Origin of the sequence: Anatilimnocola floriformis (assembly GCF_024256385.1) — a bacterium.
GTDB lineage: Bacteria > Planctomycetota > Planctomycetia > Pirellulales > Pirellulaceae > Anatilimnocola > Anatilimnocola floriformis.
Genome location: NZ_JAMLFW010000004.1, coordinates 100267 through 122376, shown reverse-complemented (window position 1 = coordinate 122376; position 22110 = coordinate 100267). Strand labels below are relative to the sequence as shown.

Here is a 22110-nt window from a genome sequence, read left to right as displayed (position 1 = left end):
CTGCTAAGCAGAGAAACGACCGATGTTAGGGATGCCAGGGCAGGCTGTCAAGGTCTGGTCGTCCCAGACGCACGCTAAGCCACGATCTGCCGAATCACCTTGCCCGCCACGTCCGTCAGCCGGAAGTCGCGGCCGGCGTAGCGGTAAGTCAGTTTTTCGTGGTCGAAACCAAGCAGGTGCAGGATCGTGGCATGCAGGTCGTGGGCACTAGTGGGGTTTTCTTCGGCTTTAAAACCGAACTCGTCGGTCGCGCCGTAGGCCTGGCCCCCTTTGATGCCGCCGCCGGCCAGCCACACACTGAAGCCGTAATGATTGTGATCGCGGCCGAGCTTGCTTTTGCCATCTCCATTGAGCTCGACCGACGGCGTGCGGCCGAACTCGCCGCCCCAGATGATGAGCGTGTCGTCGAACATGCCGAGACGTTTCAGATCGGTCATCAAGGCCGCGATCGGCTGATCGATTTCACCGGCGAGCTTTTTGTGAGCCCCGGCGATGTTGTCGTGATTGTCCCACGGCTGACTCGCGCCGTGCCAAAGCTGAACATAACGCACGCCGCGCTCCAGCAGTCGACGGGCAATCAGCGTTTGCCGGCCGTGGACGTGATCGCCGTAAGCGCCGCGCGTCTCCGCCGTCTCTTTGTCCAGATCGAACGCATCGGCGGCTTCGGTCTGCATGCGGAAGGCGAGCTCGAAGGTTTGAATCCGCGCGTCGAGGCGAGCATCGAGTCGCTGGGCCCGATGTTCAGCGTTCAGTTGCGCGAGCAAATCGAGCTGCCGCCGCTGAGTAGCCGTTGTCGCGTGCGGATGAGCGATGTTCTCGATCAGCTTGGCCAACTGCTGATGCTTGCTGTCGATGAAGGTCCCTTGAAAAGCACCGGGAAGGAACGCGCTCTGCCAGTTTTCGGCGTCCTTGATCGGAAATCCGCCTGGGCACATCGCGACAAAGCCCGGCAGGTTTTGATTCTCCGTGCCGAGACCGTACAGCACCCAGGAACCAACACTGGGCCGCGGCTGCACCGAGTCGCCGCAATTCATGAGCATCAGCGAAGGCTCGTGGTTTGGCACTTGCGCGTACATCGAGCGAATGACCGCGATGTCGTCGGCGTGTTGCGCGGTCTTGGCAAAGATCTCGCTGATCTCGAGGCCGCTCTCGCCGTATTTTTGAAACTTGAAGGGCGAGGGGAACGCAGCGCCGGTTTTGCGCTCGGTCAGCAGCGTTTCCGGCAACGGCTTGCCGGAATATTTCTCCAAAGCTGGCTTAGGATCGAACGTATCAACGTGCGACGGCCCGCCGTTGCAGAAGAAGTGGATGACTCGTTTAGCTCGGCCGGCGAAGTGCGGCTTCTTCGGAGCGAGAGGACCGGCTGCTTCCGCGGCTGGCAGATCGCCGCAGTCACTCAATAGCCCGGCCAAGCCGAGGGCGCCGATGCCCAAACCACTACGCTGCAGAACTTCTCGGCGAGTGAGCGGAAACATGGACGGACCCTCGGAGGAATCGCCAACTCCAAATCGTTAAGGCGAGCACCAGCCCGGTTGCGGCTTGTCCCACACTTGGGCCTGCCGACCAGCCGTGATCTTGGCCACGGCAGCTTCCGCATCGGCGACATCTTTTGCCGTGGGATGGACTTCGAGCGTGACGAGAAACGCCGCCCGCTTGCCGCCGGCAATCTTCACGACACGTCCTTGTTCGCCTTCGTAGCTGCGCGGATTGGGAAAATTCGTGCCCGGCTCGAGGCCCGTGACGTAACCATCGCCATCAGCCATCGTGTCCTTCCACAGGCTGAAGCACGGCAGCTGCCGTTTATTGAAGATGAGGCTGACACCCTGAGTGCTGTGAGCGTTCTTCAGCAGGGCACGAGTCCAGCCGTCGTCGGCGGCGTGCAGCTCCATGAAGTAGACCATTTCTTCCCAGCCCGGCTGCGGCGCGGGGTAGCTGTCCCAAGTCTTGATGCCACTCGCGGCCCGTTCGTTTCGCGGCACGATAGTCTTCGCCGGCAACACCACGCGCGAGCCGCCGTCGAGCAGCGGCAAGCCAAAGTTGACGTGATACAGCATCTGCATCTCGGCCTGCGTGGCGGAGAAGTTTTCGATCTCGTCGTGAATCGTCACGCCATGATCGTTGAACCGCGTAGTGTATTGCGTGACCATTCGCAGCTTGAGGAAGTGAAACCGCGTCTCTTCGACGATGCCACGAACGCTGATCTCTTGCGTGTCGGTATCGACGCTCACCGAAACGTGAATGGCCGGCCGATTGGCGATGCGGCCATGCAGCGGATATTTCAGGCGGTTTGTCTTGTCGTCGAACTCCGGCGCACCGTTGTTTTCGAGACCGCAGCGCACGAGCAGCTCATCGAAACCATCGAGCCAGCCGAGTCCGCTCGGTTCGCCCATGTCGACAAACTGCGGATGGACCGGCCCGCGGTTCGGCGACTTCCAACCGATCTCGAGATCGCCCAGCCAAGCCTTCCACAGGCCCATGCCGCGGGTGGGAATGATCGAGAACGACAGCTGGCCGTTGTGGACGCGGATCTCATCGACCCCTTCGCTCAAGCCGCCGTGCAGCGTGCGTTTTTCGATCTTCCAATGACCTTCGACGCCCAGATCTTGCGGCGAAATGGTGATTTCGTCGGTGCGAGTGTTATCGGCTTGGTGGAGGAGAGTCCAAGAACGGGTTGGCATGGGAGCTCAGTTAACAGGGTCTTCGTTGAAAACAATCCGCCGAATCGCCGTCGCTCGGCCGGTGGCTGAATCGACATCTACGATCGTGCCGTGCAATTGCACGTCGCCGGTCGCGACATCGAACTGCGTCGGTTGAAAAGTGATTGTAGTCTCCAGCACGCGGTCGATTCTACGGCCAAGAATGCTGTCGTGCGGGCCAGTCATGCCGATGTCACACTGAAACGCCGTGCCGCCGGGCAAGATCTGCTCATCGGCTGTCGTCACGTGCGTGTGCGTGCCCAGTACCGCGGAAACGCGGCCATCGAGATAGCGGCCCATCAGTTGTTTGTCGCTGGTCGCTTCGGCATGAAAGTCGACGAGGCGGATTTTTACCTCGGCAGGTATTTCGGAGAGCACTCGATCAGCCGCCGTGAAGGGGCAGTCGACGGGCTTCATGAAAATCCGCCCGAGCAGCGAGATGATCGCGACCCGTTCGCCACTCGCGGCTTGGATGATGGCGAAATTTTTCCCCGGCGCTTTGGCGGGATAGTTCGCCGGCTTGACGATGTTCGACTCGCTATTGAGAACGCTGGCGATTTCGTTGCGGCGATAAATGTGATCACCGAGCGTAATGCCATCGACGCCGGCGGCGATCAACTTCTTATAAATCGTGGGACTAAGGCCGCTCCCATCGAGCGCGTTCTCGGCATTGGCGATGACCAGATCAAGCTGCTCGCGTTGCCGTAACCCGGCGAGGGCCGTTGTAACGACACGCACACCCGGTTTGCCAACGATATCGCCGATGAGGAGGATTCGCATTTTGCCCCGCTCCAGTCTTCTTTCTCCCTCGCCCCGGTACTCCGGGGAGAGGGCCGGGGTGAGGGGCTGAGCAGCGAGTGTACCCGATTCGGCCCCTCACCCTAACCCTCTCCCCGGACTACCGGGGCGAGGGGACAAAATGCTCTTTTACCGCGCCACCTCAATAAACCGCGACTCCCGCACCACGGTGACCTTGATCTCACCCGGATACGTCAGCTGTTCCTCAAAGGCCTTGGCAATGTCGCGACACAGCTTCGCTGCCTTGGTGTCATCCGTATCGCGCGAGCTGGCGAGCACGCGTAGTTCGCGCCCCGCTTGAATGGCAAAAGCTTGTTCGACGCCAGGGAAGCCGCAGGCGATCGATTCGAGTTCTTCCATCCGCTTGATGTACCGCTCGAGCGATTCGCGGCGAGCACCAGGGCGCGAAGCGCTGCAGGCATCGGCAGTCGCGACGAGCATCGTGTACGGATACTCCGTCACGATTTCATCGTGGTGGCCGAACGCGGCGTGGACGATTTCCACCTTTTCGTTGTGACGCTTGAGCAGGTCGGCGCCGATCTTGGGATGGCCACCTTCGAGCTCGTGATCGGCGGCTTTGCCGATGTCGTGGAGCAGGCCCGCGCGACGGGCCAGTGTGCCGTCGAGGCCGACCATTTCGGCGAGCAGGCCGGAGAGGAATGCCACTTCGACGCTGTGCCGCAGCACGTTCTGGCTGTAGCTGGTTCGGAAGTGCAACCGGCCGAGCATGTAGAGCACGCGCGGATGCAAACCATGTGCGCCGACTTCTTCGGCAGCTTCTTCGCCCTTCTTCTGAATGAACGACTCGATTTCCTTGGTCGTCTCGGCGGCGATCTCTTCGATCCGCGACGGATGAATCCGGCCGTCGGCAATGAGCTTGGCCAGCGACTGCCGAGCCACTTCGCGGCGAACTGGGTCAAAGCCGCTGACGATCACCACGCCGGGAGTATCGTCGATGATCACATCGACGCCGGTGGCTTTTTCGAAGGCGCGAATATTGCGACCTTCGCGGCCGATGATGCGGCCCTTCATTTCGTCGTTGGGAATGTCGACCGTGCTCGTCGTGCTCTCGGCGGTGTGGGCCGAAGCATAACGCTGAATCGCCGTGAGGATGATGTCGCGCGATTTTTGTTCAACCTGCTCTTGAACACGCCGTTCGTGACGCAGCACGATGCTGCCGAGTTCGCTCTGCAGTTCATTTTCCAGCGTATCGAGCAACCGCTTGGTGGCTTCGCCGGGCGAGAGACCACTAAGGTTATGCAACGTCTGCCGCTGGGCATCGACCATCTTGCCGAGCTCTTCGTTGCGACGGCTGGCATCCTCAAGCCGTTCGGCCAGGCGACGTTGGGTGGTTTCGACAATCCGCTCTTGTTTTCGCAGGTCGTCGCCCTGTTGCTGCAGGGTCTCTTGCCGCTTCTCGATGGTTCGCTCGCGCTCGCGGAGCTCATCGCGACTCTTATTGAGTGCCTTCTCGGTCTCCTGCTTCGAGACCAGCTCCCGCTCCTTAATCGCGAGCTCGGCTTCTTTGACTTTGTTGCCAGCATCGCGCGAGGCGCGATCGAGAATCTCCTTGGCCTGATTTTCGGCATCGACTTTGCGTAGTCGATCGAGAAACTTGACAGCGCCCCACATCAACAGCGCCGCGACCACTGCCGCCACGCCAATCCAGATCGGATGAACCACAACGCCTCCGCTATTCTCTGGCGGAGCGCAAGAACGCAACGAGGAACCGACGACCTGCCTGCGTCGTCAGCCCGGCGAACGAACAAACGTTATGACGAGAACCAAACTCGATGAGTTACCGACCGAGCTGCCAGGCGATTGCCCGGCAACCATGCAGGCCGCGGTTGCGAGTGAGAGGTGGAGTCTGTTTTGTTGCCGGCAAAAATTTCAAAGCGACACGAACCGGAACCGCCGATCTACTCTGGCCAAACCACCAGCCGACCGCGGTAATCCATTCGCGCATGCCCGCTTCACGCAGACCGATCCGTGTGGTTCGGCAGGGAAGCAGACTGGCGACCGACTGCGGCAGCACCACGCGCTCGCCCTGTGGCGAACAACGAAGGCAGGCGCACAGCCAATGCCAGACAATCGCGACAAACTCCATAACGCACGCAACCTTCGACCAGCGACTTGCGTCAGCTGGCCAAGCGACCAACCATCTGCCGACGCTTCGAGCCCACTGGGCCTGACCGTCGACCTTACGCAACAACCGAAAATTCAAACGTCAAAACGCTTGCCCGCTCCGTTCGAAGCGAGCTTACACCATCAACCAGTTTAAATTGCCCATTAGGTGGAAAAAGCGAACCCAATGTCGCTTTTCACAACACTGGTAGCATGTTAGCAGAGTCTTAACGAATCGCAAGAATGGGGGTTTAGCGAGGGATGAAGGGTTGAAGAGAGGAAGGGTTGAAGAGGAAGATGCAGGCCCCGATCACCCTTTCAACTCATCGCCCCAACGCTCGATCGCGCTCCATGGATTTCCTCGCTCGCCTGAAAATCGCCTGGCCCGTTGAAGCGTGGCGAGATGTGTCTGTCGTCGTTGCCGTTTCGGGCGGGGCCGATAGCGTGTCGCTGGCATGCGCTATGTCTGAGCTGCGCGAGCAGGCCGCGCCGGGGAAGTTGATCGTTGCCCATTTCAACCATCGGCTCCGTGCCGCTGGCGAAGATGACGCGCGGTTTGTGCAGGAATTGGCCAGGCAGCTCGGCTTGCCCTGCGAGATCGGCGTTACCGATCAACCGCTCGAGCAATCGGGCGGCGATGGCGTGGAAGCGGCCGCCCGAACTGCCCGCTATGCGTTCCTGCTGAAGACGGCTGAGAAGTCTGGAGCCCGCTACGTGGCGACGGCCCACACAGCCGACGACCAGGCCGAGACTGTGCTCCATCGTGTGATCCGCGGTACGGGCCTCGCCGGGCTCGCCGGCATTCCGCGAGTTCGCTTGCTCAGCCCCGCCGTCACTCTCATTCGACCGTTGCTCGACTTCAGTCGGGCCGATGTCGTCGAGTATCTCGCCGCCCGGCAGCAAACGTTTCGTTTGGACGAAAGCAACGAGGATCCGAGCTTCACCCGCAACCGCATTCGCCACGCCCTGCTGCCGCAACTCGCCGCGCAGTACAACTCCAACGTCCGCGAAGCCCTCCTCCGCCTCGGCCAACTCGCCGGCGATGCTCAGCAGGTGATCGAACAGCGGGCCGAAGAACTCATGCAGCAAGCCGTTCGCAATAGTCCGAATGGCATCGCCATCGACGCTTCTTTGCTCCGCGATCAGCCTCTGCATCTCGTGCGCGAAATGCTGATCCTCGTCTGGAAGGAGCAACGTTGGCCGCTGCAGCAAATGGGGCTCGGCGAATGGCAATCGCTAGCCGCGGCACTCGTTTCTGAAGCACCGAATCAAACCTTTGATTTGCCGGGCCAAATCCGCGCTCAAAAGAGCCGTGACGCCCTCACGCTGACCAAAATCACGCAGTAAGTCCAAGTAGCTGAATTCAAACCAGGCAAACAGACGTCACCAGCTGAATTCTGGCGAATTCAGCTACTTTCATGCGGCGAAAAGCCACAGTAGGCTATCGCCGATGAAACGCACACCTGTCGCACCTCTCGATCTCGCCAAGCTCCAGGTTTATCCCCTCGCCGAAAGGCAAAGCCTGACGCGCGTTGAGGATATTCTCATCGCGCCCGCCGCGCCGCCTCGACCGCTGCGTGATCCAGCCCAAGCTGCCGTTATTCAGGAGTGCGCCAAAAAAGTCCGAGCAGCTCGCGACAACGGCCGCAGTGTGATGCTGGTCTATGGCGCTCACTTGCTCCGCAATGGCGCTGCTCTGCTGCTCGATGAGCTGATGGGGCAAGGCTACCTCACGCATCTCGCCACTAACGGCGCGGGGACGATTCACGACTGGGAATATGCCTGGTTCGGCGCGTCGACCGAAAGCGTTGAGATGGGCGTCGCTGGCGGCAAGTTCGGTACGTGGCACGAAACGGCCCTCAACATTCACGTCGCTCTCATGGCCGGCGCGCTCGATGGCCTCGGCTACGGCCGTGCCCTCGGCAGGTTGATTCATGAAGACGGCGTGACCCTGCCGTCGGTGAATGAGCTCCGCGAACTGATTCATAACGAACCCGCTCATCCACTCACTGCAGCGCGGGCCGATCTGCTGCAAGCGATGCTCACGCAGCAACTCCCGGCCGGCCGCATCGACGTGAAGCATCCGCACAAGCGAGCCTCGATTCTCGGCAGTGCTTACAAGCACGGCGTGCCGCTGACGGTACATCCGGGCATCGGTTACGACATCATCGCCAATCATCCGATCTTCAGCGGCAGCGTGATCGGTCGCGGCGGCGAGCTCGATTTCAAGCTCTTCTGCGGCAGCGTCGCGAATCTCGAAGGGGGCGTCCTCCTCTCCGTCGGCAGCGCGATCATGGGCCCTCAGGTGTTCGAAAAGAGCATCAGCTGCGTGAACAACCTCCGTCTGCAAGCCGGCCAGCCGGTGATCAGCGACCTCGGCATCTACGTGGTCGATCTGCAGGACGGCGGCAACTGGGATTGGAAACAAGGCGAACCGCCAAAGACCAACCCGGCTTACTATCTCCGTTTCTGCAAAAGCTACTCCCGCATGGGCGGCCAAATGCAGTACCTGCAATGCGACAACCTGGCCTTCATACAGCATCTGGCAGCTGCGCTGCGGGGCTAGGGACTAGGGACTAGGGAACAGCATCTGTATCCGCATTCGCATTTCCCCCAGCCCCCGAGTTCCCAGTCCCCTCCCAATTTGCTTTTTCCGCCGCTCTCCATCAGAATCGGTTCATGGCAACGATCACCGAAAATCCGCAGATCCAAAAACAATCGCCGCCCCCGCGCCGTAAAGACATGGTCATGGGGGTGTCGGCCTACGATCAGGTCTCGGGCTTGCTTATTTCCGTGCTCACCGGTTTCGGCGCCGTGGTCGGGCTGATGTTCATCGTCTGGTGGTCCAGCCGCGTCTATATTCCCACGCCTCCCGTCGCCGTCATGGTGCTGGAAGACGTCGGCGGTGGTGGCAAAGGCAGCGGCGGCGGCGAGCGGGTTGTCGATGAAGAATTCGAAGAGCCCTCGACCGACGAAATTCCTCCCACAGCCGAAGCCAAGGTCGAAGAATCGCTCGACGCCATTTCCCTGGCAGCCGCCCAGCCCGAAGTGATGGCCGAACTGACGCTCGGCGAAATGAGTTCCTCGTCCGGCAACGGCGAAGGAACCGGCCAGGGCGATGGCCGCGGCCCTGGCCCCGGTGGCCCTGGCACGAGCGACGGTATTCCCTCGTGGGAACGCTGGGAAGTCCGGCTCAATGCTCCAACCATCGACGAGTACGCCCGCCAGCTCGATTTCTTTAAAATCGAACTCGCCCTCGCCGGCGGCGGCAGCCCGGTGGTGACTTACGTCACCAATGTCGCGACCAGCAAACCGACTGTCCGCACCGGCGATCCGAAAAAAGAGAAGCGGCTGCGGTTCATGCATCGCAGCGGCGCCCTCCGCGACGCCGATCGCAAGCTGGTGCAAAAAGCGGGAGTCGATCCGAGCGGCAAAGTCGTCTTTCAGTTCTACAGCCAGGAAACTTACGACAAGCTGCTGCTACTCGAGAACATCCAAAAAGGTCAGCGGCGGATCATCGAAATCCGCCGCACCATCTTCGGCGTCCGGCAGGCAGCCGGCAAATACGAGTTCTTCGTAATCAGCCAGGAATATCGCTAAGAGCGAGGGTTCTTCCCTTCGCTTCATCGCCGCCGATCCTCACAACACTTTCGTGCCCAAATCGTATTCTGCTCAAGCCTCACGGCTGTCAGCACTTGCGCAAAATATCTGCCGATTTCTGGCGATTTTTCACAACAGTTCGCAACAACAGGCTTTTAAACTCTTGCGCACTTGTCGCGCCGCCGAACATCATCCCGGCCAACAACTTGCCGCGAACCGCCGTTCTCTAAACCGTTGTTCAGCGTTCTCAGAGCACAACAACACTCCACTCACCCAAACAACAACTGAAGTTGTCGCGCTAGAGGCGACGACGGAATTTTTCGGCAATCCCCTCGACTTACACCCCAGCAGGCAATCAAACTGAGGGGTCGAATACCTCGACCTCGCACGCCAGAGCGATGCGCTCGCTGGAGATGACAGCGCGCAGGGGATTTTCGTTCGCAAGCATATCCCGATTCTGTTTCGCTGCTGGAGGCCGCTTCGATGCGCTGGCTCGTTGCAATTTTTATCGCCCTGACGTTTGTCTCGTTTGTTCACGCCCAGGACGAAGATGCCAAGGCCACAGCGCTGAAGGATATTCGCAGCGCGATGTCGGCCCGTGACTTGGCCACCATGAAGACCAAGCTCGCCGCGGCTGGCAAATTGCGAGGCGAAGAGAAGTTCGACATCGAACTCGATCGGCTGCAACTGCTGGCCGATTACATCACCAGCTTCTGGGAAGCGGTCGATCGCGCAGGCAAGAACATGCAAGCGAAGGCCGGCACCATTCAGGAGTTCGTAGTCGGCGAAACGATGGTGCTGTTCGTCGAATATTTCGACCGGCGGCTAGTCGTCCGCACGGCAGGCAAGAATCACGAATATGTGCTGCAGAACATGCCGTACAAAGTGGCCCTCGCCGTCGCGCAACAGGAACTCGATCCCAAGAGTGCTGCCAACAAAGTTTACTTCGGCGCGTTCCTGCTGATGGATGGCAAGGGCGATCGCAAGCTCGCCGCAAAGATGTGGGAAGAAGCAGGCCGCGGCGGTTCGGACGTGAAATCGCTCCTGCCGGAACTCGGCTCCGAAGCAGCGGCGGGCGCCGTGGCTCTCCCTGCCATGACGCCGGCGATCAAAGCTCAGCTGTCGGCAAAGAACTGGTCACTCCGCACCAAGGGCCCGAAGAACTGGCAGAAGAAACCACTCGCCACCGACAACGCCTCGCAAGACGCCGACGGCCGGCTCGTCGTAACTGCCCCCAGCGATGCCGACGCGCAGCTGGTCTTCAACCGCCAACTGGCGCCCGCCTTTGTCTGTCGTATTTATCTCGATGGCGTGAAGAAGGGACAAACGATCGGCCTGGTCTCGGTCGACGGCGACGAAGACGCCATGACGCTCGCCCTTCCCAGCGGCACGGTCTTCATCGAATTCGGTCGCCAGGCCGGCCAGCTCAAGGCCCGCATTGGTGGCGAAGATGTGGAGTTCGCGGCGGCAGAAAAAGGAAACCCGCGCATGCCGGCGATTCTAGGAATCTCGCTCCCTGCCGGCAGCAAACTTACCGTGGCCTCGATCGAACTCGGCACGCGGTAGGTAGCAGCAAGAAAAAGAAACAGGACGGAGCCGTGGTGAAACCATAGCCCCGTCCTGCTGAGTTTTTTGCAGACGGACCAATGGTCCGTCGCTACTGGTTTGCTTCGCAAACTTGCTTACTGAGCGCCGATGGCGCCGTTGATCTGACCCTTGAACTGTTCCAGCAGTTGTTCGAAGCCAACTTGGAAATTGATGGTCAGGGTTTCTTCGTCGGTCTTGGCCTTCACGCTGCGGAGGACTTCCTTCACTTCGGCCGGAGTGGTTTCGTCTTGCTGAGCGGCCCGCATGCCGAGGTCGAGCAGAGCCTTCAGTTGGTTGGCGGTGTCGGCATTGGTGCAATCCAAGCCGGCGGTCAGCGTCAGGTTCTTCTTGTCGGTGTTGGCCGTGAAGGTGGCAATCTTCAGGTTGGCAAGCATTTCCGGAGTGATCGGCAGGCCGGCCGGAATCTGCGAAGCGCCTTGCTTCACCAATTTGTCGAGCGTGGCCACGATGTAGATCTGCTGATCGTCACCGATGTTTTCCCAAGCCGAGCTGAGGGCTTCAGAAACTTCGGCTTCGTCGTCGCGCTTCAGCACGGCGGTCAGGGTCTTGGCCGGACCGACAGCGATGGTGGTCTCGTCAACGAGGCACAGGGCCTGGCCGTTGGTGAGGGTGTACAGCGTGTACTCACCGATCTTCGTTCCCTTGGTCTGCTGCTCTTCGCTCAGCACGGCGTCGATTTCGGTTTCTTGCGTGAGATTGAAGACGATGACGAAGTCTTGCTTCTCGGTGTTGGCGGCAACAAAGATCGAGCTGAAGCTGCGCGGCGTGAGCTTGCTGTCTTTTTCGAGCGGCTGATCGAGAGCCTTGGCGACTTCCGGATAGGCGCTGGTGATCTTGGCGAACAGCGGGCTATCGATGATCTTGCCCACTTCGACCAGGGCGAGGACATCGGGATTATTAGGAGCGAGTTCCAGGCCTTGCTCTTCGGCGCGGGCAAAACCGGCGAAGAGAACCAGGCAGCTGGCGATGGCTGCGCGGAACAGGTGCGAAATGGTCATGAGATTCTCCGAAAGATGGCCCGGGCTCGGCAGGCGGGTTTTAGGCGGGTGTGTGGAGGAGCCTTTCAACAGTTAGCACGAATTTCGCGCAGCAGCGGCTGTCCGCAACGGCGTTGCCGAAGCTGCCGCGCAAGGAAAAAGATTCAAGTCCGTGCAGAACGGGCGTGCAGATTATGCAGGCAAATCGAAGCGCGAGCGGCTGCCGACTTGTCGCAGCAGTTGCTCGAGCGCGAGATAAAGATCGGTCGTTGTCAGAATGCCAATCGCTCGGCCGTTCTCAACCACCGGCAGGCAACTGATGCCGTTTTCGACGATCAACGCCACCGCTTGCACGAGCGAAGTTCCCTGCTCGACGGTCACCAGGTCGGTGCTCATCAGCTCGCCAGCCGTCAGGGCTTCGAGGGAGTTGCGCTCGGGAAAATCATCGAGGCCGAAGAGGCGAATGACATCGCGGTCGCTGATCACGCCGACGAGTTTGCCATCTTCGACAACGAGAAAATGCCGGAACCGCCGCTCGTGAAAATGCTGCACGAGCACCGCCGCGGTCGTGCTGATGCAGACCGTGTGCGGGTTGCGGGTCATGACGTCGCCTACCGTGAGCGCGTTCAGCCGTTGCGCTTGCGCAGCTTGCTCGAAAGCAAGCTGCAGAGTGTCGCGCTTTTGTTCGGCTCGATTCACGAAAGGTTCGCCTTGGTAAGAAGCACCAGCCCCTGGTCGCTTGTATCGAAAGCGTAGGTTCAGAGATTTCGCTCGGCAAACGAATCGGCGACAGTGCGCGCATTTTCCAGCGGCTTGGTGAACGTTTCGCCCGCGTTGACCACCTATAGGGGCTGTGTTAGTTATGCCGAATAACCGCTCGCACCGATTTTCCCGCCGCCCAAGCTTACACCGCCCGCTACGACCAACTCAGGAAACACTCCGTTGGGTACTGACATTCATATGTATGCGGAGTTTGAAGAAGAAAATGGCGCCTACCAAGCCATTGCCGACGGCGAGTTTTGGATGCCCAGGGACTACGATCTCTTCGCTGCTTTGGCGGGCGTGCGCGGGCGCGAGAAAATTCCTCCTAAGTTTCCGCAGCGCGGTATTCCAGCCAACGTCAGCGCCGATACGGCGAGTCATTTCTATCTGCCGGTAATGTCTGCCGAGCGAGCTGCCGCCTGGGGAGTCGTTGAGTATTTCACGCCCGAGGAAGCGCGTGAGCTCGAGGCGCAGCAACGAGCAAGTTGGCTTCCAGAGGGAACGACGATTCCTTGGATCGCTTCGCCCGAAGGCCACCTCACGAATCCGGGCCGGCATTCACCAAGTTGGCTGACCGCAGCTGAAGTCGTCGAAGCGCTCTCGCATGCCAAGTATCCGCTGGCTCAGTGTCCCCGCGAACTTCGTTTGCTGCTGGAGTATCTGCAGAAGTACACGGCAGAGACCAATCGCATTGCGCGGATCGTCTTCTGGTTTGACAGCTAATTGGCGAAACGCGCGACGAGTAGGTCGTCCGTCAGAACGCCGCTGGCCCAGCCGTTTCGCCCGCGTTGACCACCTATAGGGGCTGTGTTAGTTTTGCCGATTCCCCTCTCGCACCGATTTTTCCGCTGCCCAAGCGAAACTCTTATGTCGCCGACCATCTATTACACCCAGACCGACGAAGCTCCTGCGCTCGCTACTTACTCGCTCCTTCCCGTCGTGCAGGCCTTTGCCCGGCAGGCGGGAATCAACGTCGAGACCCGCGACATCTCGCTCGCCGGCCGCATCCTGTCGGCCTTCGCCGATCAGTTGCCAGCCGCCCAAAAAGTGCCCGATGCTCTCGCTGAGCTCGGCGCGATGACGCTCAAGCCTGATGCCAACATCATCAAGCTGCCGAACATCAGCGCTAGCGTGCCACAGCTGCAAGAAGCGATCGCCGAATTGCAAAAGCATGGCTATGCAGTGCCGAACTATCCGGAGTCGCCCAAAAACGACGCCGAGAAAGATGCCAAGGGCCGCTACGACAAAATCAAAGGCTCGGCAGTGAATCCGGTTCTCCGCGAAGGAAACTCCGACCGCCGCGCGCCGAAAGCGGTGAAGGATTACGCCAAGAAACATCCGCACTCGATGGGGGCTTGGTCGTCGAGTTCGAAGACCAACATCGCCACGATGGGGAAAGATGACTTCTTCTTCAACGAAAAGAGCGTGACCGTTCCTGCTGCGACGAATGCTCGGATTGAATTCGTTGCCAAGGACGGTGCTGTCACCGTGCTGAAAGATAAGACGCCGCTCCTCGCTGGGGAAATCCTCGACGCCACCTGCATGCGTGTCACGGCGCTCGTCGATTTCATCCACAAACAGATTGCCCGTGCCAAGGCCGAAGGGCTGCTGTTCTCGGTTCACCTCAAAGCCACGATGATGAAGGTCTCGGACCCCATCATCTTCGGTCACGTCGCCAAGGCGTTTTTCAAAACGTTGTTCGACAAGCACGGCGAAACATTCACCAAGCTTGGCGTCGATCTGAAGAACGGCTTTGGAGATCTCGTCGCGAAAGTCGCGACACTTCCTGCTGCCGAGAAGGCCGCCATCGAAGCCGACATTAAGTCTGCCTTTGAAAATGGCCCAGGCGTGGCCATGGTGAACTCCGATCAAGGCATTACCAATCTGCACGTCCCCAGCGACGTGATTGTCGATGCGTCGATGCCTGCGATGATCCGCGCCGGCGGCAAGATGTATGACAAAGACGGCAAGCTGCAAGACACGCTCGCCGTCATTCCCGACAGCAGCTACGCCGGCATCTACCAAGCCACCGTCGACTTTTGCCGTCAGCACGGCGCGCTCGATCCGAAGACGATGGGCTCGGTGCCGAACGTCGGCCTCATGGCGCAGGCAGCCGAAGAATATGGTTCGCACAACAAGACGTTCGAAGCTCCGGCCGCGGGTGTGATCCGCATCGTCGATGGCGATGGCAAGACACTGATCGAACACAACGTGGAAGCCGGAGATATCTGGCGCGCCTGCCAGACGAAAGATGCCCCGGTGCAAGATTGGGTGAAGCTCGCTGTCAATCGCGCTCGCCTCTCGAACACGCCTGCCGTCTTTTGGCTCGATAAGAATCGCGCGCACGATGGCCAGATCCTCGCCAAGGTCGACAAGTACCTGAAGGATCACGATACGAAGGGTCTCGACATCCGCATCCTGCCGCCTGCCGAAGCCTGTAAGTTTTCGCTGGAGCGGATCAAGCAAGGGCTCGATACGATTAGCGTCACGGGCAATGTGCTCCGCGATTACAACACCGATCTCTTCCCGATTCTCGAAGTCGGCACCAGCGCCAAGATGCTCTCGATCGTCCCGCTGATGAACGGCGGCGGGTTGTTCGAAACGGGTGCTGGCGGTTCGGCACCCAAGCACGTCGAACAGTTCCAAGAAGAAAACTACCTCCGCTGGGATTCGCTCGGCGAGTTCTTCGCGCTGGCCGCATCGCTCGAACATCTGAGCATCGTCGAGAAACACGCGAAGGCCAAAGTCCTGGCCGATACGCTCGATGCTGCGAATGGCAAATTCCTCGAGACCGACAAATCGCCAGGTCGCAAGCTCGGCACGATCGACAACCGCGGCTCGCACTTTTACTTGACGCTCTACTGGGCCCAAGCTCTCGCGGCGCAAAACAACGACGCTGACTTGAAAAAGATCTTCACGCCAATCGCCGAAAAGCTGACGGCCAGTGAAGAGCAAATCGTCAAAGAACTAATCGCCGTCCAAGGCAAGCCTGTCGACGTCGGCGGCTACTATCAACCGGATGACAAGCTCGCGTCGGCAGCACTGCGGCCGAGTGCGACGTTCAATGGCATCCTCGCGGCACTTTAGAGAGGGGCGAGAGGCGGGAGGCGAGAGACGAGGGACTGAAGACTCGGACTTGCAGCCCAGCTTTTTGCCTTTCCTGTTTGCATTTCCCCCGTCTCTCGCCTCTCATCCCTCGCCTCTCGACTGCCATGAAAGCTCTCCAACTCGAAGCCCCGAAGAACTGGAAACAGATCGACATTCCGCAGCCGGAGAAGCCGGGGCCGGGCGAGGCCATCGTCCGCGTGCATAATGTCGGCATCTGCGGGACCGATCTCAGCGGCTATCTCGGCAAGATGCCGTTCTTCAGCTATCCGCGCATTCCGGGGCACGAGCTCGGCGTGGAAGTGGTCGAGGTCGGCCCGGATGTGGCCAACGTGAAAGCCGGCGATCGCTGCTCGGTCGAGCCGTACATCAACGATCCCAACAGCTATTCGAGCAAGCGCGGTAAGCCGAACTGCTGCGAAAAACTGCAGGTCCTCGGCGTGCATCGCGACGGCGGTTTGCGGCCGTACTTTGTCTTGCCCGCGCGCAAGCTCCACGTTTCGGCCAAGCTCCAATTCGAGCAACTGGCCCTCGTCGAAACGCTCGCCATCGGCTGCCACGCGGTCGACCGGAGCGAGCTGAAGAGCGACGAGTATTGCCTCATCATCGGCGCTGGCCCGATCGGTCTCGCCACGCTCGTCTTCGCGAAGCTCACCGGCGCAAAGATCATCGTGCTCGATATGAACGAGCAACGGCTGAAGTTTTGCCGCGAAGTGATGGGCGCCGATCACACGGTGCTGCTGAACGAAAATCTCGAGAAGAACCTCCGCGATCTGACCGAGGGCCATCTGCCCGAAGTGGTGATCGATGCCACCGGTTCTGCCGCGTCGATGTCGAACGCCTTCGGCCTGGTCGCTCCCGGCGGCCGCCTCGTGTACGTCGGCATTACGACCGACGAAGTGAAATTCAAGCACCCGGTCTTTCATCGGCCGGAAGGAACGCTCCTCTGCTCGCGCAATGCCCTGCCGCGCGACTTCACGCGGATCATCGGCTTGATCGAAGCGGGTCAGATCAACACGACGCCTTGGATCACGCATCGCTCGCAGTTCGAAGACCTGATCGAGGTCTTCCCGTCCTACACGAAGGCCGAGACCGGAGTTATCAAAGCCGTCGTTGAGGTTGGGCTATGAGCTTTTCGAAAAACGCGGCCTTGCCCGAAACCGTGCTTCAATTCGGCGCCGGCCGTTTTCTCCGCGCCTTCGTCGATCGCTTCATTCAGCAAGCCAACGACGCTGGTCAGCAAGTGGGCCGCGTCGTCGTCGTGCAGCGCGAGATCGACGGCCGGGCCGATTCGCTTCAGGCTCAGGAGAGTTTCACGGTTCTTGTTCGCGGCTACGAACATGGCGAACTGATCGAGCGCCCCGAGCCTGTTGCCAGCATCAGCCGCTCGATTGTCGCTGCCGATGATTGGCGCGAGGTGCTGCGGATCGCCTGCTCGACCGAACTGAAATACATCGTCAGCAATGCGACGGAAGCAGGTTACAAACTCGACCCCGCCGACAAACTCGTCAGCCATCCGCCGGCCTCGCTGCCGGGCAAAGTAACTCAAACGCTCTGGGCCCGTTTCAATCATCGGCTCCGCGGCATCACGATTCTGCCGTGTGAATTGATTGAACGGAACGCCGATAAGTTGCGAGCTCTTGTCCTCGAGCAAGCAACGGCATGGGAGCTACCGACCGAGTTCAAGACTTGGCTGACGAATGAATGTCTCTGGCTGAATAACCTGGTCGATTGCATCGTGACTAGTCCGCCCGCGGATCATCCACTCGCCAAAAACGACGCGCTGCTCACCTGCGCCGAGCCTTATGCCCTCTGGGCCGTCGAACGGCCGGCGAATGGCAACCTGGTTCTTTTCAACCATCCAGCCATGCAACTCGTCGACGATCTGTCGCCGTTTTATCTCCGCAAAGTTCGCATGCTGAACGGCCTGCATAGCGCGATGGTGGCGAAGTTCAAGGACCGCGGCTTCACGACGGTGCAGGACGTTCTCAAAGACCTGAAGGCCACGCGTTGGATTCGCGACCTGCTGTACGAAGAGATCGTGCCGACGATTGCCTATCGCATTCCCGGCGTCGCCGACTTTGCCGATGCGACGTTCGATCGTCTGCGCAATCCTTATCAACAACACAAGCTGGCCGACATCGCTCTCAACCACGCCGACAAAATCCGCGTGCGATTGCAACCGACGCACGACGAGTACGTGAAACTCTTCGGCCGCTCGCCGACGAAACTAGCGGAAGTATTAGCGACGAAGGTGACCTGAACATCTCTCTCGATCGAGCATGGGCCGGTGACGATGACGAATTTAAAGTTGCCCCAGCTGAGTCGCATCGAATTCTTTCGCGCAGAGGAAGACGAACTAGCGTCAGCGTTGGCAAAGGCGATCGCGAACCACCAGGAGCATTTTCCGGATTCGCCGCTCTCGCCCCTCCACGCGGTGGTCGCAGCCTGGTCGGCGGCTGCATACAACGTCCTCAACGGCGGCTTCACGCAGTTCTTCTACAACCACCGTGGCAACCGGGGTGTGGTCGAGTTGGCCGCTCTGCTCGATGAACTCGAGTTGCCCAAGATCGCCACGGCGCTACGCAGCGCCGAGACGATTTATCTGCAGCACCAAGCCGAGTTCAACGTCGACAATCCGTGGGACGGGCTGTTCGGCAGTATTCCGGAGTTTGAAAAACTAGATCGCGCTTTCGCCATCTCCAAGAATCGCGGCAGCAAAGCGATTCAAGCTTGGATCCGTACCCACATCAGCGAACTAGCGACCGATGAAACGGGCCAGCCGATCGATGTGAACTTTACTGGCACGATCGAGTCCCGCGACGAGAGTGGCAACCTGAAGGAATCGCTGGAAGTCAAAAAAGGCAAGCCGCACGGGGTGTACCGCGAGTACTTCGACGATGGGAGTCTGCGCGACAGCGTGTTTTATAAATCGGGCAAGGTTTCCGGCGACTTCTGGCCCAATGGAAATTTGAAGTACAAAGAGTCGAAACGCGGCACGAATCTAATCAAGGAATGGTTCTATCCCAGCGGCGCGCTGCAGAAGCGTTATGTCGCCGAGAAGAGCGGCTACACTTCGGAACCAATTCAAGTCTTTCACGAGAACGGCCAGCTTGCCGAGGAAGTTAATACCATCGAAGCAGACAAGGTTGGCCGCTGGGTGAAGTTTTTTAACGATGGCTCACCCGAACTGGAAGCCGAATACAAGTCCGACAAAGTGCTGGTGGTGCACAATGCCTGGAACGCAGGCCGTCAGCCAATCGTGACAAACGGCCAGGGAACGTTTCGCGAGCCGGACGGCGATCTTGCCGTGTCGCATGAACTCTTTTTCGAGAAGTTGTTCGTGCGCGAAGCGGAACTGCAGGACGGTATTCCTCACGGCAAGGTGACGACCTGGAGTAAGGGCGTACTATGGGGAATCGAGCACTATGTCGCTGGAATCAAAGAAGGCGAAGCGACGAGTTATTGGAACAACGGGCGAGTCCGCAAGATTGCCAGGTTTGTGCAGGGCGAAGAAGAGTCCGTTCAGGAGTTCCCGAAGTTCGATCGTCCCGTTCCGGCGGTGGTGATCGAACTCGAAGCCAATGAAAGGCTCTACACCATTTGGCGGCACATCGCGGTCGACGAATATCCGCAGCCGCTGAACTTGCCCGAAGTGCAAGCCGAACTGCAGATTCCGCAGTTCTTGAAAGAAGTGCACGAGCGCAACCAGGCCGGCACGATCAAGTCGAGCTACGAAGATTGCAGTTCGTTCGAAGATGGGATCACGTATTTTCTCACGGTCGACACGACAGGCCAGGTGACCGCCGCGAAGGCGAACGGCAGCAGCATCTACTCGGGAGGGAATTGGAACACTTATCCGCCGCTACTCACCCAGCTTCGTTTCCAGCCAGGCCGGCTGCGCGGTCACGCCGTCGAATGCCGAGTGATTGCACGCGTGGAGCATACTTTTGTCGAGGGCCGGTAACGCAGCATCGCGGTTGCCCACACCCCCTACGCTGGGTATGCTGGAAACATACCGTTTCCTTCATGTGCGGGCACCTTTATGAACAACCAGTGGTATTGTTCCATCGCCTCGCAGCAGTATGGCCCGCTACCATTCCAGCAGTTGAAGCAGTGGGTGGATGAAGGGCGACTACGACTCGACGACCATGTTTGCCTGGTCGGGCAGCAGCAGTGGACGCTCGTTCGTAACGTGCCGGAATTGGTTTCGCCGGCGGCATACGGGGCCGGAGCCAATTTCCCCCAGGTTGGTTATCAGCAACCAGCATTTCCGCAAGCAGTTTATCCGCAGGCGGCGGCGACTTCCGCGACTGGCTTCACCATCGATACGGGCCCCAAGTCCTACAGTTCGACTCCAGCGACTTACTCCGCCCCGCGCGCGTCACGACGAGTCGAAAAAGATCAGGCCTACTACAAATGGCTCGGCGGACTCGTGGTCACGGTTCTCGTCGTCTTGGGGTTTGTCGCGCGAGTGGCGCGAGTCGTTCTGAATGAAGCCCGAGACGACCAGCGACGCGAAGTTCAACGCGTGGTGGATCAAGCGGAGCTACGTGATGAACAACGTCGGCGCGAAGCCCTCTCCCAAATATCGAAACGGCAAACCAAAATTCCTGCCGATCGCCCAACCTTCGATCAAGAAGAATTCAATCGGCAAAATAAGAAAGTCATGCAACCCTGGCAGAAATGACGCGCTCATTGCCGCGGTTCAATGTATGGATTCGAGTACAGCGAACCGCCCCCGACGTAGACAGAGTGGCAGACAAAACCTTTCTCAGCCGCTGGGTCAAAACGAATTTCAACCGTGTAGCTATGCGTCGCCCGCTCCGACTGTCCGTTGAGCGCGCGAACATGACCGTGAACGCGATAATATTTTCCTCGGCCCGGAATACGTTCGACATAGTCGCCCCGCCGTAGCGTCACGAACGTTGGTTTGTCGGCGGCCCCGAGGTAGTGCGTCACCAGGGCCATGGCCAGTTGATCGGCCAGCCGTTCTTCGCGATCGACTTCTTCACGGTTAATACCCAGCCGGGCGTCTTCGGCGGCGGCCTGGCGGCGTTGCAAGATGCTGACCGTCGCAAAAATCCCCACCAGAGTCAGGATCATGCCCGCCGCAATCAGCACCTTCGCCGTCGGCGACAAAATCATCATGCCATCGGGATCGCTACTCGGCTTGGGCAGAGGCAGCTGATATCGCGTCGGCGGACTGCCGCTCGATTTCGGCTCGGCTGGTGGCAACGTCGTCACAGGTGCAGCCGGCTGCACAGGACCGGTGCCTGGAGTGCGCAGCGGCGCGCGACAAGCAGGACAACCAATCACTTGCCCCGGACCAATGCCGGCGCAGTTGATCGGCTGATGACAATGCGGGCAGGGCAGTATCATGGTCGCACGCAACAGAGAGGCCGAATTAACAGTCGCTCATCATGCGGGTTTCATTGAAGCAAATCAATCACTTGCCGCCGGTCTCGTTCTTCCGCACGGCCGCATCGATCGCACGCAGCAGTGATCGCTCTGTCGGCACATCAAGCCCCAGTTCCCAAGCCATGACCCCACCCAGGCGAGATTCCAACGCATATTCGGTTTTGCGCGTGATGGTGGCGGGGCCGTTGAAATAGATGCTGTCGATCAGATCGACGTCGGGCTTAGGATCATGGCGGGCGATGATCTCGCGATAGGTAAGTGTGCGATTGCGGCGCGTGGTGTCTCTGCCGTAGAAGGGAACGCCGAGCACGATCTTCTCGGCGGGTGCGCCGGCGTCGCGCACGGCTTTCACATCGGCGATGGCGGCCTCGAAGGTCGCGTGTTCGCCATCATGATCGTACGACATGACTTGCACCCAGTGGACTGCGGCGAACGCCTCCTTCGGCATCTTCTGCCAACCGGCGATCGTCACCGAGAGAAGCAAGCCATGCGGCTGAAAGGCGGCTCGCAGTTCGGTCAGCAGCGCGGCGTAACCTTCCTGCTCGGCGGCATCGCGAGGATGTTCCCAGTCGAGATCGATGCCATCGAGTCGTTCATCAAGACAGAGCTTGACGACTTCCTTCACAAACGTCTGCCGTTTCTCCGGCGAAGTCGCCACCACGGCAAAGTGCTTCGAACGTTCCCAGCCGCCGATGCTGAGGATCAAACGAACTCGCTCTTTGGTCTTCCACGCGCGCAGCTGATCCAGGGGAAATTTTTTCAGGCGAGAAATCTGAATCTCGCCCGTCTCGGTCGGTTCTACGGAGAACAAAATCAAATCGGTAAGTAACCGCGCCAGCCGCGGCTCAAAATCGGCTGCGCGATACTCCGGCAAATAGGCGGCGACACGAAAGCCAGGTGCGTCAGGGCGAGGCTGTTCCTGCGCGGGGAGTTCCCACGCCAGCAAACCCAATACCAGGATCGGCAACAAACAAAACCGCATGACAACTCCTTCGGCCGGATCTCTTCGGCAACCGTGC

Annotated in this window: 18 protein-coding genes; 10 read left to right on the top strand and 8 right to left on the bottom strand. The window is 59.5% G+C overall.

What is annotated here, in order from left to right; all coding sequences use genetic code 11:
* Window positions 1-74 precede the first annotated feature (74 nt).
* The 4 genes from M9Q49_RS34735 to rny all read right to left on the bottom strand — a co-directional run bounded on the left by M9Q49_RS34735 (window position 75) and on the right by rny (window position 5177).
* Window positions 75-1475: a DUF1501 domain-containing protein gene (locus M9Q49_RS34735; RefSeq protein WP_254513937.1), complete on the bottom strand. Its 1401-nt coding sequence runs from the start codon at window positions 1473-1475 to the stop codon at window positions 75-77.
* Window positions 1476-1511: 36 nt separating this feature from the next.
* Entirely contained in the window at window positions 1512-2678 is a 1167-nt protein-coding gene (locus M9Q49_RS34730; protein ID WP_254513936.1) for an aldose 1-epimerase family protein, read from the bottom strand.
* A 6-nt stretch (window positions 2679-2684) separates the two neighbouring features.
* A complete protein-coding gene (locus M9Q49_RS34725; RefSeq protein WP_254513935.1) occupies window positions 2685-3476 on the bottom strand; it encodes a TIGR00282 family metallophosphoesterase in 792 nt (263 codons plus the stop codon).
* A gap of 147 nt (window positions 3477-3623) precedes the next feature.
* Window positions 3624-5177, bottom strand: a complete 1554-nt coding sequence (gene rny / locus M9Q49_RS34720) for a ribonuclease Y (RefSeq protein ID WP_315861229.1) — start codon at window positions 5175-5177, stop codon at window positions 3624-3626.
* 792 nt (window positions 5178-5969) lie between these two features.
* Between rny and tilS the strand changes: the two genes are divergently transcribed.
* From tilS to M9Q49_RS34700, 4 genes are all read left to right on the top strand, one after another.
* Window positions 5970-6965: a tRNA lysidine(34) synthetase TilS gene (gene tilS / locus M9Q49_RS34715; protein ID WP_254513934.1), complete on the top strand. Its 996-nt coding sequence runs from the start codon at window positions 5970-5972 to the stop codon at window positions 6963-6965.
* Between the two features lie 103 nt (window positions 6966-7068).
* Window positions 7069-8184, top strand: coding sequence for a hypothetical protein (locus M9Q49_RS34710; RefSeq protein ID WP_254513933.1), 1116 nt, complete (start codon window positions 7069-7071; stop codon window positions 8182-8184).
* 113 nt (window positions 8185-8297) lie between these two features.
* Window positions 8298-9218 carry a hypothetical protein gene (locus M9Q49_RS34705; RefSeq protein WP_254513932.1) on the top strand — a complete coding sequence of 307 codons (921 nt, stop codon included), beginning with the start codon at window positions 8298-8300 and terminating at the stop codon, window positions 9216-9218.
* 483 nt (window positions 9219-9701) lie between these two features.
* Entirely contained in the window at window positions 9702-10784 is a 1083-nt protein-coding gene (locus tag M9Q49_RS34700; protein ID WP_254513931.1) for a hypothetical protein, read from the top strand.
* A gap of 116 nt (window positions 10785-10900) precedes the next feature.
* Here M9Q49_RS34700 and M9Q49_RS34695 read toward each other — a convergent pair whose 3' ends face one another.
* Window positions 10901-11824 carry a hypothetical protein gene (locus M9Q49_RS34695; protein WP_254513930.1) on the bottom strand — a complete coding sequence of 308 codons (924 nt, stop codon included), beginning with the start codon at window positions 11822-11824 and terminating at the stop codon, window positions 10901-10903.
* A 171-nt stretch (window positions 11825-11995) separates the two neighbouring features.
* Window positions 11996-12502 (bottom strand): CBS domain-containing protein, encoded by a 507-nt coding sequence (locus M9Q49_RS34690; protein WP_254513929.1) that lies wholly within the window; start codon window positions 12500-12502, stop codon window positions 11996-11998.
* 243 nt (window positions 12503-12745) lie between these two features.
* Between M9Q49_RS34690 and M9Q49_RS34685 the strand changes: the two genes are divergently transcribed.
* From M9Q49_RS34685 to M9Q49_RS34660, 6 genes are all read left to right on the top strand, one after another.
* On the top strand, window positions 12746-13288 hold the full coding sequence (locus M9Q49_RS34685; RefSeq protein WP_254513928.1) for a hypothetical protein: 543 nt from the start codon (window positions 12746-12748) through the stop codon (window positions 13286-13288).
* Window positions 13289-13432: 144 nt separating this feature from the next.
* Window positions 13433-15652: an NADP-dependent isocitrate dehydrogenase gene (locus tag M9Q49_RS34680; RefSeq protein ID WP_254513927.1), complete on the top strand. Its 2220-nt coding sequence runs from the start codon at window positions 13433-13435 to the stop codon at window positions 15650-15652.
* A 125-nt stretch (window positions 15653-15777) separates the two neighbouring features.
* Window positions 15778-16800 carry a zinc-binding alcohol dehydrogenase family protein gene (locus tag M9Q49_RS34675; protein WP_254513926.1) on the top strand — a complete coding sequence of 341 codons (1023 nt, stop codon included), beginning with the start codon at window positions 15778-15780 and terminating at the stop codon, window positions 16798-16800.
* Complete coding sequence (locus M9Q49_RS34670) at window positions 16797-17933, top strand: mannitol dehydrogenase family protein (protein WP_254513925.1); 1137 nt, start codon at window positions 16797-16799, stop codon at window positions 17931-17933. The genes M9Q49_RS34675 and M9Q49_RS34670 overlap by 4 nt, the downstream gene beginning before the upstream one ends.
* 33 nt (window positions 17934-17966) lie before the next feature.
* Window positions 17967-19637, top strand: coding sequence for a toxin-antitoxin system YwqK family antitoxin (locus M9Q49_RS34665; RefSeq protein WP_254513924.1), 1671 nt, complete (start codon window positions 17967-17969; stop codon window positions 19635-19637).
* 78 nt (window positions 19638-19715) lie between these two features.
* The gene (locus tag M9Q49_RS34660) at window positions 19716-20360 is read left to right on the top strand and encodes a DUF4339 domain-containing protein (protein ID WP_254513923.1); all 645 of its coding nucleotides are present in this window, start codon (window positions 19716-19718) and stop codon (window positions 20358-20360) included.
* A gap of 5 nt (window positions 20361-20365) precedes the next feature.
* On the opposite strand, the gene M9Q49_RS34655 is transcribed toward M9Q49_RS34660, so the two are convergent.
* The gene (locus tag M9Q49_RS34655) at window positions 20366-21052 is read right to left on the bottom strand and encodes a hypothetical protein (RefSeq protein ID WP_254513922.1); all 687 of its coding nucleotides are present in this window, start codon (window positions 21050-21052) and stop codon (window positions 20366-20368) included.
* 67 nt (window positions 21053-21119) lie between these two features.
* Window positions 21120-22073 (bottom strand): glycoside hydrolase family 18 protein, encoded by a 954-nt coding sequence (locus M9Q49_RS34650; RefSeq protein WP_254513921.1) that lies wholly within the window; start codon window positions 22071-22073, stop codon window positions 21120-21122.
* Window positions 22074-22110 lie beyond the last annotated feature (37 nt).

What these genes read in the sequence shown, in the direction of transcription:
- M9Q49_RS34735 (WP_254513937.1), bottom strand. Translation starts at nt 1,475, where the DNA reads ATGTTTCCGCTCACTCGCCGAGAAGTTCTGCAGCGTAGTGGTTTGGGC.
- M9Q49_RS34680 (WP_254513927.1), top strand. Translation starts at nt 13,433, where the DNA reads ATGTCGCCGACCATCTATTACACCCAGACCGACGAAGCTCCTGCGCTC.
- tilS (WP_254513934.1), top strand. Translation starts at nt 5,970, where the DNA reads ATGGATTTCCTCGCTCGCCTGAAAATCGCCTGGCCCGTTGAAGCGTGG.
- M9Q49_RS34655 (WP_254513922.1), bottom strand. Translation starts at nt 21,052, where the DNA reads ATGATACTGCCCTGCCCGCATTGTCATCAGCCGATCAACTGCGCCGGC.
- M9Q49_RS34695 (WP_254513930.1), bottom strand. Translation starts at nt 11,824, where the DNA reads ATGACCATTTCGCACCTGTTCCGCGCAGCCATCGCCAGCTGCCTGGTT.
- M9Q49_RS34660 (WP_254513923.1), top strand. Translation starts at nt 19,716, where the DNA reads ATGAACAACCAGTGGTATTGTTCCATCGCCTCGCAGCAGTATGGCCCG.
- M9Q49_RS34670 (WP_254513925.1), top strand. Translation starts at nt 16,797, where the DNA reads ATGAGCTTTTCGAAAAACGCGGCCTTGCCCGAAACCGTGCTTCAATTC.
- M9Q49_RS34710 (WP_254513933.1), top strand. Translation starts at nt 7,069, where the DNA reads ATGAAACGCACACCTGTCGCACCTCTCGATCTCGCCAAGCTCCAGGTT.
- M9Q49_RS34675 (WP_254513926.1), top strand. Translation starts at nt 15,778, where the DNA reads ATGAAAGCTCTCCAACTCGAAGCCCCGAAGAACTGGAAACAGATCGAC.
- M9Q49_RS34650 (WP_254513921.1), bottom strand. Translation starts at nt 22,073, where the DNA reads ATGCGGTTTTGTTTGTTGCCGATCCTGGTATTGGGTTTGCTGGCGTGG.
- M9Q49_RS34725 (WP_254513935.1), bottom strand. Translation starts at nt 3,476, where the DNA reads ATGCGAATCCTCCTCATCGGCGATATCGTTGGCAAACCGGGTGTGCGT.
- M9Q49_RS34665 (WP_254513924.1), top strand. Translation starts at nt 17,967, where the DNA reads ATGACGAATTTAAAGTTGCCCCAGCTGAGTCGCATCGAATTCTTTCGC.
- M9Q49_RS34700 (WP_254513931.1), top strand. Translation starts at nt 9,702, where the DNA reads ATGCGCTGGCTCGTTGCAATTTTTATCGCCCTGACGTTTGTCTCGTTT.
- M9Q49_RS34730 (WP_254513936.1), bottom strand. Translation starts at nt 2,678, where the DNA reads ATGCCAACCCGTTCTTGGACTCTCCTCCACCAAGCCGATAACACTCGC.
- M9Q49_RS34705 (WP_254513932.1), top strand. Translation starts at nt 8,298, where the DNA reads ATGGCAACGATCACCGAAAATCCGCAGATCCAAAAACAATCGCCGCCC.